The organism is Catenovulum sediminis (assembly GCF_007289895.1).
GTDB lineage: Bacteria > Pseudomonadota > Gammaproteobacteria > Enterobacterales > Alteromonadaceae > Catenovulum > Catenovulum sediminis.
Map to the genome: position 1 here is coordinate 1,500,223 of NZ_CP041660.1, position 14,578 is coordinate 1,514,800.

17 protein-coding genes and 1 pseudogene are annotated in these 14,578 nt (G+C 42.2%); 9 read left to right on the top strand and 9 right to left on the bottom strand.

The features are described 5' to 3' along the window. Positions 1-108: 108 nt before the first annotated feature. The 8 genes and pseudogenes from FNT16_RS06030 to FNT16_RS06070 all read left to right on the top strand — a co-directional run bounded on the left by FNT16_RS06030 (position 109) and on the right by FNT16_RS06070 (position 7,662). Positions 109-399 carry a helix-turn-helix domain-containing protein gene (locus tag FNT16_RS06030; protein ID WP_143870685.1) on the top strand — a complete coding sequence of 97 codons (291 nt, stop codon included), beginning with the start codon at positions 109-111 and terminating at the stop codon, positions 397-399. Further along, the gene (locus tag FNT16_RS06035; protein ID WP_143870686.1) at positions 389-1,591 is read left to right on the top strand and encodes a type II toxin-antitoxin system HipA family toxin; all 1,203 of its coding nucleotides are present in this window, start codon (positions 389-391) and stop codon (positions 1,589-1,591) included. Before FNT16_RS06030 ends, FNT16_RS06035 begins: the two co-directional genes overlap by 11 nt. Positions 1,592-1,950: 359 nt before the next feature. After that, complete coding sequence (locus tag FNT16_RS06040; RefSeq protein WP_143870687.1) at positions 1,951-2,289, top strand: helix-turn-helix domain-containing protein; 339 nt, start codon at positions 1,951-1,953, stop codon at positions 2,287-2,289. Next, on the top strand, positions 2,279-3,511 hold the full coding sequence (locus FNT16_RS06045) for a type II toxin-antitoxin system HipA family toxin (RefSeq protein ID WP_425456693.1): 1,233 nt from the start codon (positions 2,279-2,281) through the stop codon (positions 3,509-3,511). Before FNT16_RS06040 ends, FNT16_RS06045 begins: the two co-directional genes overlap by 11 nt. A gap of 524 nt (positions 3,512-4,035) precedes the next feature. Further along, complete coding sequence (locus FNT16_RS06055) at positions 4,036-4,326, top strand: helix-turn-helix domain-containing protein (protein WP_143870688.1); 291 nt, start codon at positions 4,036-4,038, stop codon at positions 4,324-4,326. Next, the gene (locus tag FNT16_RS06060) at positions 4,316-5,665 is read left to right on the top strand and encodes a type II toxin-antitoxin system HipA family toxin (protein WP_143870689.1); all 1,350 of its coding nucleotides are present in this window, start codon (positions 4,316-4,318) and stop codon (positions 5,663-5,665) included. The genes FNT16_RS06055 and FNT16_RS06060 overlap by 11 nt, the downstream gene beginning before the upstream one ends. An 18-nt stretch (positions 5,666-5,683) precedes the next feature. Next, positions 5,684-6,688, top strand: a complete 1,005-nt coding sequence (locus FNT16_RS06065) for a YecA family protein (protein ID WP_143870690.1) — start codon at positions 5,684-5,686, stop codon at positions 6,686-6,688. 10 nt (positions 6,689-6,698) lie between these two features. Then, positions 6,699-7,662 (top strand): annotated as a pseudogene (locus FNT16_RS06070) (hypothetical protein). A gap of 113 nt (positions 7,663-7,775) precedes the next feature. Here FNT16_RS06070 and FNT16_RS06075 read toward each other — a convergent pair. The 5 genes from FNT16_RS06075 to FNT16_RS06095 form a co-directional block, all read right to left on the bottom strand. After that, on the bottom strand, positions 7,776-9,140 hold the full coding sequence (locus tag FNT16_RS06075) for a type II toxin-antitoxin system HipA family toxin (protein ID WP_185976705.1): 1,365 nt from the start codon (positions 9,138-9,140) through the stop codon (positions 7,776-7,778). After that, the gene (locus tag FNT16_RS06080; RefSeq protein WP_185976706.1) at positions 9,134-9,403 is read right to left on the bottom strand and encodes a helix-turn-helix domain-containing protein; all 270 of its coding nucleotides are present in this window, start codon (positions 9,401-9,403) and stop codon (positions 9,134-9,136) included. Before FNT16_RS06080 ends, FNT16_RS06075 begins: the two co-directional genes overlap by 7 nt. Before the next feature lie 433 nt (positions 9,404-9,836). Next, on the bottom strand, positions 9,837-10,148 hold the full coding sequence (locus FNT16_RS06085) for a type II toxin-antitoxin system RelE/ParE family toxin (RefSeq protein ID WP_143870692.1): 312 nt from the start codon (positions 10,146-10,148) through the stop codon (positions 9,837-9,839). After that, the gene (locus FNT16_RS06090) at positions 10,148-10,387 is read right to left on the bottom strand and encodes a hypothetical protein (protein ID WP_143870693.1); all 240 of its coding nucleotides are present in this window, start codon (positions 10,385-10,387) and stop codon (positions 10,148-10,150) included. Before FNT16_RS06090 ends, FNT16_RS06085 begins: the two co-directional genes overlap by 1 nt. Before the next feature lie 73 nt (positions 10,388-10,460). After that, positions 10,461-10,769, bottom strand: a complete 309-nt coding sequence (locus tag FNT16_RS06095) for a helix-turn-helix transcriptional regulator (protein WP_143870694.1) — start codon at positions 10,767-10,769, stop codon at positions 10,461-10,463. A gap of 17 nt (positions 10,770-10,786) precedes the next feature. Here FNT16_RS06095 and FNT16_RS06100 point away from each other — a divergent pair. Beyond that, positions 10,787-11,946 (top strand): IS3 family transposase gene (locus FNT16_RS06100; protein ID WP_143870695.1). Its coding sequence is split into 2 segments (ribosomal slippage): positions 10,787-11,033 and positions 11,033-11,946, totalling 1,161 coding nucleotides; the frame shifts between segments, so codons are not numbered across the junction. Here FNT16_RS06100 and FNT16_RS06105 read toward each other — a convergent pair. The 4 genes from FNT16_RS06105 to tnpA all read right to left on the bottom strand — a co-directional run bounded on the left by FNT16_RS06105 (position 11,896) and on the right by tnpA (position 14,557). Continuing rightward, entirely contained in the window at positions 11,896-12,126 is a 231-nt protein-coding gene (locus FNT16_RS06105; RefSeq protein WP_143870696.1) for a hypothetical protein, read from the bottom strand. The genes FNT16_RS06100 and FNT16_RS06105 overlap by 51 nt on opposite strands. Before the next feature lie 153 nt (positions 12,127-12,279). Further along, complete coding sequence (gene tnpC / locus FNT16_RS06110) at positions 12,280-13,851, bottom strand: IS66 family transposase (protein ID WP_143869684.1); 1,572 nt, start codon at positions 13,849-13,851, stop codon at positions 12,280-12,282. Between the two features lie 35 nt (positions 13,852-13,886). Then, positions 13,887-14,252 (bottom strand): IS66 family insertion sequence element accessory protein TnpB, encoded by a 366-nt coding sequence (gene tnpB, locus FNT16_RS06115; RefSeq protein ID WP_143869685.1) that lies wholly within the window; start codon positions 14,250-14,252, stop codon positions 13,887-13,889. Then, the gene (gene tnpA / locus FNT16_RS06120) at positions 14,249-14,557 is read right to left on the bottom strand and encodes an IS66 family insertion sequence element accessory protein TnpA (protein WP_143869686.1); all 309 of its coding nucleotides are present in this window, start codon (positions 14,555-14,557) and stop codon (positions 14,249-14,251) included. Before tnpA ends, tnpB begins: the two co-directional genes overlap by 4 nt. Between the last annotated feature and the right edge of the window lie 21 nt (positions 14,558-14,578).

Sequence of the window (14,578 nt, forward strand, 5' to 3'; positions counted from 1 at the left end):
TTTTGGTATTTAGGCATTAATTAATAAAATATGGTTTTTTACTTTCAGTTTTAAGTTAATTCACTATAATTTAGTTATTAGATGTTAATTACTCATTAATGGTGTTTTATGAACAAGGTAGAGCATACAAAAGTATTACTTGGGCAACTCATTAAACAAACCCGAGCTATGAGCATGGATCAGCATGAATTGGCGCTTAGAACGGGGGCGAGTAAAAATACCATTAGCCGTTTAGAGCTTGGCAAAGGGGTCAATGTTGATACCTTGTTCTTGGTTTTAGATCATTTAGATTTGCTTGATCCAATTTTAGAAACCGTCGAACAGCAATACGAGTTAGTTAAAAATAATCCGCAACGCAGTACCTCTAAAGTTGCAAAGGAGTTGCCGAATGACTTCTAGTGCGTATGTATTTATTGAAGGGCTAGAAGATTCGCCAGTCATTTGTGCCATTGTCGAGCTAGACCCAGCCGCCAAAGTAGGCAAGTTTCGTTACGGTAAATCTTATTTGCAGCGTGATGATGCCTTCCCACTGGATCCTTTACATTTACCCCTTGTTAGCGAACAGCTTGTTACTCGGGTAAACAACGGTATGTTTGGCACTATTTTAGATGCAGGAGCCGACAGTTGGGGTAAAAAGTTAATATATTCGTTACATACTACAAAACCCAAAGACGACTTAGAGCTGGTGTTGGCTGGTTCTGGCATGGGGGTAGGAGCACTCACGTTTAGTTTATCGAGAACGGCCAGCAAACCTAAGCGCAACAAAAATACCATTGGCGATATCCCAATGTTATTGAAAGGTAAACAAGCGATATTGGCCGACCAAGCCATATCCAATGCGGTAAAGAAGGCATTTCAATTCGGATCTAGTATGGGCGGGGCGAGACCCAAAACCATTGTTGAAGACGGCGGCATTAGTTACCTAGCTAAGTTTAACCGTAATGACGACCTCTTTAACGTCTGTCGTGTTGAACATGCTTGTATGAATATGCTGTCAGAGTTAAAAGAGCTGCATGTGCGAGTCGCCAATACTAAGCTGCTTGAAAATCACGATGAAGATATTTTGCTCGTAGAGCGTTTTGACTGTGCAAACTACCAACCGTCTCATCATTTTTTAAGTGCAAATTCACTCATTAATAAAATGAAGGTCACAGAGCAATCGACTACAACAACTTATAGCTACGGCGCGCTAGCTGAATTTAACATGAAGTATGGTGCCGAGCCGTTAGACGCTCATGAGCTGTTTGCTCGCATGGTTTTTAATATTTGTATGGGCAATACTGACGACCATTCACGAAACCATGCATTTTTATACTCTTTCAAGAATAGGCATTGGCGCTTATCCAAAGCGTATGACGTGTTACCAATTAATAATACTAGGCAACATGGTATTGGCATTGGTCAACAAGGTAGATTAGGTAGTATTGAAAATGCCATGTCGCAGGCAAAGCGATTTGGTCTGAATAGCAGAAAGGCAGAAACAATTGCAAAAACCGTTATCGAACTAACGTCACAATGGCCAGCCTATTTTAGCAGTAGCGGTGTTTCAGATGCGGATATCGAAATATTGAAAGCCGTAATACCGGAATAAATACCGGAATAAAAGCAAACCATCTAAGCACAGGTTAATGAAAGTTTAAGACTAGCTGTAGCCACTAGCCATTTCGTTCTTTAACCTCGTTATACTATTTTTGACAGATCCCAGAGCGGTGTAAGTCTTGCGGATCTTTTTAGTTGTCATATTCACCTCGTTAAGTCATTTTACTCACTTAGCGTGGTGTCCAAAAGTATTGGATCAGATCAGTGAGCGCGCGTGTTACGGTTTATCTATAATTACACATCAAAAGCGCATGGTGATACATAATAGCTAATCATTCTTGTGTTTGCGGGATTAGGGTGATATGTTTTTGTATATAATTATTCTTAATTGATGCATTAAGGCATATCGAAATGAGCTATGTAACAGAGCAGATACTAGAAAGTCTTCGAGAAGCTCGAGTACGTAAGGGGTTTAGCCAAAGAGAGCTGAGCGCGCGTTCGGGGGTGCCTCAAAGCCATATTTCGAAAATCGAGTCTGGCGGCGTAGATTTAAGAATATCCAGTTTAATTGCACTTGCCCGTGTACTTGACCTAGAGCTATTGGTTGCGCCTAAAAAGTCCGTGCCTGCCATCAAGTCGATTATTCGAAGTGGCCAAGGTGCTCTCAACAGCCCTAGCAATAATGGCATCAACGATGAAGCTGAGCAAATGTCACCCGCATATCAGTTAGAGGAAGACGATGATGACTAACAATGTCTCTACGCTCAACGTGTTGCTCTACGGTGAACCCATCGCAACGATCACCCACGTGGGCAATGACAGAACGCTTTTTGCCTTTATGGATTCGTACATTAATGACGAATCACGGCCTGTGTTAGGGCTGGGTTTTAAAGATGCACTGGGAGGTTTACTGACCAACTTCAAACCGACCCAAACTAAGTTAATCCCGTTTTTCTCTAACCTTTTGCCAGAAGAAACGATGCGTCATTACTTGGCAGAGCGTGCCGGAGTGAACCCAGCGCGGGAATTTTTTCTATTGTGGGTGTTAGGACAGGATTTAGCCGGTGCGATCACGGTCGAACCGGCTGATGGCGAAGCGCTGCCGCCTAACGTGCATCAAGACATTGACGATGAGACGAAAATTGAAGCGCCAATGCGTTTTTCATTAGCGGGTGTGCAGTTGAAGTTTTCAGCGGTGCAACAGGCTAACGGCGGTTTGACTATTCCAGCAACCGGTAAAGGTGGCTCTTGGATTGTGAAATTGCCGTCGTCTCGATTTGACGCTGTGCCAGAGAATGAATATTCGATGATGGAACTGGCTCGCATGTTGGGAATGGATGTGCCGGAGACTCAGCTACTTCCCATTAGTCAGATTGCTAATATCCCACAAGGGATTGGAAAGTTTGGTGACTCATTTGAAAACGCTCAGGCCTTTGTGATCAAGCGCTTTGATCGTGCAGGTGATCAAGCCGTACACATTGAAGATTTTGCGCAAGTGTTTGGTGTCTATCCTCAAGATAAGTACAAAAAAGCCAGTATGCGCAATATTGCTCAGGTTATCGGCATCGAAGGCCAAGATGAAGACATCGCAGAATTTACTCGCAGATTGGTGTTCAATACCCTAATTGGCAATGCAGATATGCATTTGAAAAATTGGTCTGTGATCTACAAAGACAAGCGCACTGCATCCATTGCGCCGGCTTATGACTTTGTTTCGACCATTCCATATATCCCCGATGATAGTGCATCGTTAAAGGTTAGCCGTAGCAAGAAATTCAGTGATTTCACGCTGGATGAGCTGTCACACTTAGCGGCTAAAGCCATGTTGCCAGAAAAATTGGTGTTAGATACCGCCAAGCAAACCGTGGCAGGCTTTCATGAAATCTGGGCGAAAGAAAAGACGCATTTACCGCTTACCAAGTCGATGATTAAAGCAATTGAAACACACTTACGAAGCATATCGCTACGCTAAAATACGAAGCATCGCGTACTTCTTTTCGAAAATAAGCAGCGGCAATTCTAGCGTCTGCCAACGACATTAAAGGAAATTGTCCCAAGGTTGCTTCTCGTCATCCTTTGGCCGTGGTGTAGCGGATCATCCAGTCAGGCGAGCCCTGTTTGCGGACGCAAAAGTATAGCCTTTCACCATCTGAATATTTTTTGGGGTCGGCTTTGCTATATGCAATAACCTGTTTTGCTGTGAGTTTCCCATGTTTACTCCATAGTTGCTGAAATAATGGAGGGGGCAACAATGGCTGCCCACCAAATTGCTCACCACTTGCCTATGGCTTTTACTAAATCTTAGTGGTGCTTCTTGGCTATGACTACGGAAAAACAGTGCCGTTTTTTTGCTGCTGCTAGGATTTAAAAATAGCTGTTTTGAAGGGCTTTATCGAGTGATTTTTCAACACCCTACTTGTTTGTGGATACAATAGTATTCACTTCCTGCTTTATTTCGCTACAATGGATATAACTGTATCCATTTGAATGTTGCGGATGAATTTTACCTTACTTGATGATACCGATGTAAGCCAAGCTTATGCGGCTTATTTACGTGAGTTACGAAAGCAGGCAAAGTTGTCACGCGCTGCGTTGGCTGAGCGAAGCTGCGTACCTGCGGCCACCATTAAGAAGTTTGAGCTAACTGGGCAAATTTCATTTCGCCAATTATTGTTGCTTTGGCAGACCCTCGATTCGCTTGGGCGTTTGTACGAGCTCACACAACCTAGCAAAGAACGCTCTGCTATACCCACGAGTATTGATGAGGTGCTAAAAGATGAGTTTTAAACCCATTCAAAAACTCATGGTAACTCGTACGTTAAGCTCAGGCGAGCAGCTCGCTGCCGGGGTCTTGGCGCAGAATCGGCAAGGCGTTTTTTTCCAGTATGCAGACAGCTATTTGCAGCAGTTTGGCAATTTATCACCTTTTACCTTGCAAGCGAGCACACAAGTTCAAGCCGCACCTAAAGCGCCACATCAAGGTGTACATGGCGTATTTGGAGATTGTTTGCCCGATGGTTGGGGAATGCTGTTACAAGATCGTATTTTCAGGCAAAAGGGCATCCTGCCTAATCAATTAACGGCAATGGATAGGCTGGCCTTTGTTGGTGGTAAAGGCATGGGAGCATTGTCTTTTTCTCCGGTGTCGGAGTTTTCAACCACAACGCACGTGGATATTGAATTAGCCACCTTGGGTTTGGAAGCGCAAATGCTGTTCGATGCATCAATGTCAGATTATATGGATGATAATCACGAAGAGTCAGATGGGCATACTCAACAGGTGTTGGCCGCCTTAGTCGCCGGTGGTAGTTCGGGTGGAGCAAGGCCCAAGGCGCAGATTTATATGCCTGCTGGGGAAACTCAGCATTGTCGAATCTTTGCTCAGCCAGGGGATGAAGCATGGTTAGTTAAGTTTACCTCGAAAAATCTCGCGCTCGGGCATGAAGAAGGTTTGTGCGAAGCGGTCTATTTACAAATGGCTGAGCAAGCTAAGTGTCAACCACCGCTATGGCAACTCATTGAAGCACCCAGTACAAGCGGTGCGTCTGCCTGGTTAGCGCTCAAGCGTTTTGATTATGTCACTCAACAGGCCGGTTTGGGCAGCAAGCGTAATGCGGGGCGCTTGCATATGCACAGCGCTTGCGGGCTGCTGGATGCAGACTTTAGAACGCCAAGTTTAGATTACATTGATTTAATTAAAGCCAGCCGTCAGTTGTGCAAATCGCCAGCGGCTGGACAGCTGCAATTTCGCCGTGCCGTATTTAACCTGCTGTCGTCTAATCAAGACGACCACAGTAAAAACTGGGCGTTTTTGCAAGCGGATGACGGTCAATGGGATCCTGCACCTTTTTACGATGTTACTTACAGCCCACATCCATTTAACGAACACGCCACTGTGTTCGGAGGTTATGGCAAAGCGCCACCGCTTAAGGTGATGCAAAAACTTGCTACCAGTGCTGGCTTTGCGAATTGGCATGAGGCAAGGCAAGTCATTGAAGAAGTTGCAGAAGCCATCAGCCAATTTACTCACCTTGCACGGCAGCAAGGGATCAGTAAAACGACAGTGTCTGCGATTGCTAAGACATTGGATCAGCGCAAACAAGAAAATGCAGCGCTTTTTCTATAACAATAAGGAGGGACAGCAATGAAGCTCGGCCGAAACGATCCTTGCCATTGTGGCAGTGGTAAAAAATTTAAACGTTGTTGTATGAGCAGCGTTTCCAAGCAACATGCCCAAGTCTTCGATGATGTTGAAACCATGCTGGCAATGAACCCAAATTTGAGCCTTGATGAACTTAACGCTGCTTTACAACACAAAGTTCAGGATCGCAATAATCAACCTCATCCCGATTTTTGTGGTGTGACGCCAACGCAAATGGCCAATTGGCTATATGCGCCTTTTGCTGAATTACAGTGGGTGACAATCAGCACACCCAACACTCTCTCAGCCAGCCCAGTGATGCGCTATTTAGCGCTCATTCTTGATGAGGCCATGGCCCAAGAAGGCTCATTCAAAGCCACCAGTAAAGGTAACTTACCGGCTAAATTAGTCAAACAGGCCAGTGAGTTATTGCCTGAGTTTGCCGTTGCTCAATTCGAACGTGATATAAGTATCAGTGAGTTTGCGGGCAGCAACGAAGACAAATTCAATGCCTTGCACTACACCCGAGTGCTAGCCGAAATTAGTGGCATTATTTATCGGCGCAGTGGTCGCTACCATGTAAAAAAATCAGCGCAAAAACAGTATCAAGCGCTAGGCATACAGACCTTTTTCAAACCTATGTTAGAGGCCGCCATCAGCAAATATAACTGGAGCTATTTGGACGGTTTTGAATACGATGTCGACTTGCGCACTTTTTGGTTGTTTATGTTGTGGCGTATTCAAAGCCACAACAGGGTGGATCAACTGGTTGAAGAAGTGATGACAGCGTTTCCTGATCTATTGCTGGCATTCCCTGCGGATGATTACTTGTCGCCAGAAAGAAACTTAAGCATGCTCATCGAGTCACGATTTATTGAGCGATTTTTGCAGTTTTGGGGATTTGTGACCATTGACCCAAGGCGTTATATAGACGCTGAACCCGTCGCCAGAGTGGTTCAGGTACAGTCTTTATTAAAACAAACTTTTCAATTCACAATAAATACATAGCAAGGTCATCGTGAGCGAATATCAATACTATAAATTTGAGCGTCTGGATGGGTATTTAGATGCTAAAGCACGTCAAGCGCTGAGAGCCATTTCAAGCCGTGCCGAGATCAGCGCTACGTCCTTTCAGGTGTATTACTCCTACAGTGATCTAAAAGCAGAGCCTTCTGAGCTGATGTTAAAATACTTCGATATCGGTTTTTACTATGCCGATTGGGGCTCAATTGATGCTTACATCAAGCTACCAGCCGGAACGCTTCCCGATCCGTTACTCGGCTTTTCAAGCGATGGGCTTTATGTGCATCAAAGCGATGAGTGGCAGTTGCTGATTTTTTCCCTTGAGGAGTATGACGAGTATTTTGACGATGAACATGCTGACGATTTTTTCCAGCATTTAGCTGCTTTACGCAGCGGGTTAATGCAAGGGGATTGGCGCCTTGTGTACTTTATGTGGCTCAAAGAGTGCGATTTTAATGATGAAGTTGAACGAGTGCCATTAATTCAATTCGATTTTGAGCACCTCAGTGAAGAGGTGCAGGCTTTCGCGACACTTTATGATATTCCTTTAGCATTGGTTAAGGCACTCGCCATGGTGCTGAACGAACAACCCAGACAAAATCTTTCAATACTCGTTAACCCCCGAGGTAATTTCCCCTTTCATCGAGCAAGCGCAAAGCCAATTACAGCAAGAGCAAGCCGCAGCGCTCGCAAAAAAAATAGCCCTAGAAAAAGCGGAAAAAGAAAAAGCGTTGACGGATGTTTACAATCGGCGTGAGCACTACTGGCAGCAATCACAAGAGCAAGCGGATCGAACTTGCGCCAGTGGTTACAATGCGGCATCACGCTATCTGCATCAGCTGTTTGAGGCCTATCAGTTCAAAGCGGATGAAGCGGCGTTTGAACAACGCTTTAAGCGCTTTGTTGTGGCGAATACTAGCCGTAAAGCGCTGTTAAAACGATTGCATGATTTGCTTTAATTGATGAGGCTATGAGCCAGCCTAATAACGTTCGCAAAAAACTGATTGAAACCAATCCATCTAGATAATTACCCACTCAGAACTCATCGTTTACGCAGGGGGTAAGCTTTATGTCACCACTTGGTGTAAGTATGCACGCTTAGCTTGTTTGCTTGCGCTTTCATTCCTGCAAAGATCTTATCCGATATATCTGCTGGAAAGTCTTTAGGGAGGATTGTACTGACATTTTCGATAACAGTATCAACAACGTTAACCACTGAGTTAATAAGCTCAGATACTTCTGCCTCGGTAAACCCCACTTCTTTGCCTTGTTGAATGAAATGACGATATTGTATTTTCTGTAATTGATAGTAATTTTTGCTACCAGTCTTTTTTGTACAACGCAGAGCCATTGCCATTTTTACTTTCTGTTTAGCAATTTGATTCGCCTTATTACCAATAAGCGGGTGAATAGAAAGTACATCATATAGCGGTGTGAGTTTGTATTTATTGTCTGGCAAATGAGTAATGCTAAAGTTTTTTGCATGGCCATCGGTTGCTGCAAGTAAATAGAAAGCTATTTGCGCTTTAAAAAAGTTTTGTTTATCAACAGCTGCATTTTCACTACTGGAAAGTAGCTTCATACAATCTTCGACGCTCAAACCGCCATCGCTTTGATATTTGAGTAATGATGACAAACCAGTTGCTTGACAAAAATCTTCTTGAGGCAATCGAATAATCCATGAGCCATCACTTGATAATTTACGATCAAAGCGCTCAACAATAAGTGCTTTTTTACCCGCAAAAGATCCCATGTCACAATGCGCAATCGGAATATCAAATTCGGCGATTATCTTCGAGCATAACCATTCATTTTCAACAGAGGCTTCCATGTCTACTTTCATATTGCCAACTAACCCCATTGGCAGCTTAAATATGTGTGTAGTTGGCGTTTCCCCTAAAGGTTCACACCATTGGTTATTGTACCACAGATGCGCAGTCTTTTCTTGAGCACCAGCAAGTGAAATTCTTAAGGAATCATCGTCGTCTAAACGACCTAGTGGATAGGTATCAACAGCTTTATTTAGTATTCCCGCAACTTGCTGTTCATTTAGCGGTTTATACTGAATTTGTTTAATATTCTGCGGCTTATCGCCTTCTGGTAGCAATTGAATTGCCCCCACACAATCACGACCTAGCTCAACGAGTAAATCAAATACCTTGGTGCTTGCCGTAATAAACCGCCTTGCTAATCGTTCACGTATATCTCTACTATCAGGCAGTAAATTATCAAAGTAAAATGAAACCACATCGCCTTTAATTGGTTGGTTTCCTGGAGTAAATGGTAGTGATAAAGATAAAGGGCGACCTCGTGCGCTTGCTAGCCATTCATCCGCGTATTGCAATTCATCAACACCTGATTTTATTCGCCAAGTACCAACAAACTCTGCGTTCATCCAAATAGCTAATGCGCTTACTTTACGTTTTGCTATTACCATTCATCCTGCGCGAGTTCGCTACTGGATAGGCTACTCTCTAGCGGTTTATTTTTTTCTACAAATTGTAGCTTTATATCCAAAATAGAAAGCACCTTAAACATGCGTTCTATCGTTACCTTTTGTGGTGCGCTTTCAAGTGCTTGATAACTTTGTTGGCTAATACCCAGTTTTTCGGCTAACGCTTTTTGCGAAAGCCCATTAGTTTTTCTAAACCCAACAAGAATCGGTTTAATTTGATCAAGAGTATTAATTGTGTAATTCACGCTAACCACCAAAACAATGTATAGGCTGTTTTATCTAAAAACAGTATATAAGCTGTATTTCAAAATAACAACTTATAGGTTGTTATTACGTTTTTAAGCTTATGCCACCATTTAGTCACCACTATTTTAAAACAATAGCGTATAACCACTAACAGTCTGAAAAAACAAAACCGCCTAAATAGCGGTTTTTATTATAAGTTTTAACGGTGTGAAACAGGTTGAAACATCACTCAATATTCTGGATCTGTTCATAGAATAGAATTAATTTTTACTGATAAAACAATAAACTAATAGGCTATATACAAAACCAAAATCACAATCTGCCATCAAATCTGCCATCACTTTAAATTTTCACCTAAATGACATCATTTGAGGTTGCACTCATAACAACACAACAAACTTTACTGTTTATAGCTCTAGCTAAAACTAAAGGCTACAAATCACGATAACGTGTATATTGGCTAGTGTTAGTGATTGCAAGCACAATAATCTGACTTTGTACTTCATCAACTTTAAAATACGCGCAATAGTGCGTATGTTCTGGAAAAACAAATTTTCTGATATTTCTTTTGTAAACAGGGTGCTTGAAAGGGAAGCTGGGCAATGAACCCGTTAAGGTTTGAAATAAATCTAATACAAAATTATCAGCAATTGCCAAGCTTTGGCTATCTTCATAAATATAATTTTGTATCTCAATTAAATCTTGTTTTGCTTCAAGTGCAAAAATAATTTTATATTTTGACATTAATTATTTGTTTTAATACGTGTTTTAGCTTCAGTTAAAACATCACTAATAAAATTTTCATCAGCTTCAAAATATTGACCTTGTTTAACTTGTTCTTCAGCACGTGCTAATTTACGATCAAGTACCCTTTCAAAAACAGCCGTTTGAATTAACTGCTCTGCTTCTACTTCAGAAGAAACAGATCCTGTTTTAATTTGATCATCAATAAATGTGTTTAATGACTGTGTTAATGCACTCATAATAAAACCTTAAAAATTAACACTTCTATTCTATTAGTTTATCCTAAAAGTCAATAGATTAAAACTTGAACAATCATCGACTGTTTAACCAATCAATAACTTCATGATATCGCCAGCCTACGCGGGCTGTAGAAAGTGCCACCCTGCGGGGAAACTCGCCACGAGTTTCTAAACGCCAGAGCGTTGAACGTGATAACCCTGTTAGCTCTTGCACCATGTTAGTATCTATAATCCTTTCAGGGTTAGATTCATAAGCTTTGTTTGGCGCTTCTATGGCTTGCACCTGCTCAACTAGATATTCAACTAACTGATAACCAAAAAATGAAGTATTTGTGTTCTGGTCTAATGATAACGGACACTTAATTTGAGATAATACAATCATAAAATTAAGAGGTCGTTATGAGCTTAAAAAAATCACATAAAAGTTACCCGCAGGAATTTAAAGATGAAGCGGTCCTAATGGTTACTGAGCAAGGCTATAGTGTTTCAGAGGCTGCAAAATCGCTAGGTATAGGTACAAGCCTTTTGTACAAATGGAAAGATAAGTATGATGCGCAACAACAAGGTATCTCATTAGAAGAATCAGAGCGTGAAGAATTAAAACGTTTGCGTAAAGAAAACAAGACCTTACGTATGGAGAAGGAGATCTTAAAAAAGGCCAGCGCCTTCTTTGCAAAAGAAATGAAGTAAGATATCGTTTCATTAAGAAACAAGCTGGTCAGTACCCTGTGGTTTTACTTTGCCGTGTTATGGAAGTAAGTAAATCCGGTTATTACGACTGGCTGAATCGGCCTGCAAAGCTGATAGATATCAACACATTGAAGCTTTACCGGCGTGTCCGGGACTTGTTTAAAAAAAGCCGAGGAAGCTTAGGCAACCGGGAAACGGTAAAGCGATTACGTAAAGAAGGCTATAAAGTTGGTCGGTATTTTGTGCGAAAAATTATGCACCGTTTGCGCCTTAAGGTGACCCAGAGAGTTGCTTATAAGGTTACAACCAAACGCAAACATACTGATACAGTCGCTGATAACCTTTTGAACATGAATTTCAATCCAACAGCTGCGAACCAGGTGTGGGCTGGAGATGTGAGCTATTTAAAAACCGGTGAAGGCTGGATGTATTTAGCTGTCGTTATGGACTTATATTCACGACGAATTGTCGGCTGGCACATAGACAAACGTATGACCGTTGATCTAGTGTCTAAAGCCTTGAAGAAAGCGCATAACTTACGTCAACCACCCAAAGGAGTGATTTTTCATAGTGATAGAGGCTCGCAATACACGAGCAACGACTATCAAAAATTGTTGAGGCGTTATGGGATGCGGGCCAGCATGGGAGATGTGGGTGCGTGTTGGGATAATGCAGTGGTTGAGCGATTCTTCGGTAGTTTGAAGCATGATTGGATATTAAAGATCAACCAACCGACAAGGGCGTTTATAAAGCAGGATGTTACTGTTTACATTAAATATTACAACTTAGAAAGGCTGCATTCAGCTAACGGTGACTTGTCACCAATTGAGTTTGAAAATTCTAAACAAAATGTGTCCGATATTGCTTGACCAGTACATTGATTTGGTTAACTGGATATAGCTTATTTTACGCTTTCTTTGCAAAGTTTCTAAATCGGATATTGGAATTCGTAAAAACAAAGCCGCCTCAGCAACGCTAAATTGTTGGTATAAGTTAACCCCCATACCATCAGCAATTTTAGCAACGTCATCACTAAAAGGTTGTTCCATGAATTCTTCGTATCTCTTTACTTGATTTATTTGCCAGTTGTTATCATTATTAAAAATAACAGCAAGTCACCAATGGTGCTAATTTTGTACCCTAAAATTATCGAAAAATTAGATTCCGTGGATCAAAGGTAAGCGCTCAATGAACCTACGGGGCTAGCTTTCTTTATTTTCGGCTTTAAAATTCCATGGCAGGAGCCTTTCTAACTTTTCAACCGTATCTGCGTATGGTAAGGCTTTGAATACCGCATTTAAATAGTGATACGGCTCAAGTCCATTAAGCTTAGCCGTTTCTATCAAGCTATAGTGTATTCCACTCGCATGCGCACCAGCGGGACTATCTGCAAATAACCAAGCTTTTCTGCCAACAGCAAACGGGCGGATCGCATTTTCTGCTAGGATATTGCTGATATTTAATCGGCCATCTTTACAGTAAACCGTTAATTTGTCCCATTGGTTGTGTAAGTAAGTCATTGCTGTGCCCGTTAAACTGTCTTTGACTACTTTGGGGCGCTGCACGTCTAACCACTTTTTCAACTTGTTCAGAACAGGCACGCTTTGCGCTTGACGCGCTTGGTATTTCCCATCAGCACTCAATGATTTTATATTACGCTCTATCACATACAACTTGTTGATATAGCTGAGTGCCATATCCGCTTTACTGACTTTGGTCTTTTTACTTTTCGGTTGCACGATCTGAGCTTCTTTAAATTTACGCCTTGCATGATCCCAACACCCTAATGAGGTCAGTTTATATTCTTTGCAGACCGCATTATATCCAGCATATCCATCAGATTGCAGGTAACCTCCCGTGAATCCATCCAGCAGGCGCAAGGGTACCTCCTGACTACGCGAAGGATCATATTCAAACAGCACTGATTGTCGATTAGGCTCTCCGCCTAGAGTGACCCACATGTATTTATCACCCGTTGGGGAAGCGCCTGGTTCTTTGAGTACCTGAATGCGAGTTTCATCCGCCATTATCAGTGGGCCGTTATGTTGATACTCACGGAGTAAATGAATAAGTGGTTGAACTTGCCTTGCCAACGCGATAACCCAATTCGCTAAGGTCGCCCTTGAGATATCACCACCATAACGGCGGATGATATTTTCTAAACGATACAGTGGCATACCATCCGCGTATTTCGACACAATCACGTAGGTCATTAAGTTCACACTGCCCATCGCTTTGGCTACAGGGTGTAATGTGACTTCAGCGGCTTTGATAATGCGCTTGTCTTGTTCATCTTTAAACACGGCTTTTTCTTGCATGTATTCCAGCACACGCACTTGAGCAGGGATGATGTCTAGCTCTTCTCGGACTTTTACAAAGAAGGTATCAATGGCACCGGCTTTGTCTTTTTCAGATAAATAAGCGAATACTTGTTCGCGTGGTAATTTATCAGAGAAAGGTTTACGCCCTGTTTTGGTTTTTGAAGCGGTATCAGGTAAAAGCAGTTCTTCTTGCTCTGGCTCTGCGGTGATTTCAGCTTCGTTAAACAAGTTACCTTGCTCAGCTGTGGTTTGTTCACTGCTAGACCCAAAACGTTTTTGGTTAGCAAGGTTGAGGTATTCTTCTAACAAAGCGATACGCTGTTGTTGCCAAGCAATCACTTCTGATTTTTTGTCGATAATGTCGTCTTTTTCAGACAGCAAGGCTGCCATCTCAGTCGTAGTTTCGACAGATGTAGAAGCTTGATTTGATTGAGCTTTGGGCGACATTTTCATGGCGGGTATTATAGCAAAGTGAGCGTCAAAAAGCCCTAAAAAACAGCCTCATAATGAAGTTTTTTATGGCCTTGCATAGCACTAATATCATAGCCATCGAGTAACCAATTTATCTGCTGTCCGGTTAAAGTTATCATCTCTTCATTGTTGCGTGGCCACTGGAATTTTTCTTCGGCTAAACTCTTGTAATAGAGCACGAAACCGTTGTTTTCCCAAAAGAGGCACTTTATTTTATTACGCTGGCGATTGGTGAAGGCGTATAAGTGACCTTCAAATGGATTGTGGCCAAGCTCACATTCAATAATGGCAGATAACCCGCGAAAGGATTTTCTAAAATCAACGGGCTGACAATAAAGGTAGACTTGTGTCAGTGAGATGTTGGGGCGCATCACTTGGTTCATGACAACACCTGGGCCAACTGTTTAACCAGCTCAAGGTTTTGGTGTGTAATACCACTGACCTTGAGGCCGTTATTCAGATGAACGCTCAGTGGTTGACTGGTTGTATAGCTTTCCATGACTTGGACACGAGCAAATCCGTTGGTCACGGAATTAACATGGCTGGGTAAGTTAGCCAATTTATGCTTATGATAGCTTAAGCCGTTTTGACATAAATTATGCTGACGACAATAAGCCGCTTGAGTAAGCCCTGATGCTTGCCATTGTTCGATATGTGTTTGCCAGTATTCTTGTTTAGCGGTGAGCATGTTATTTCCTCGCGTGAATGA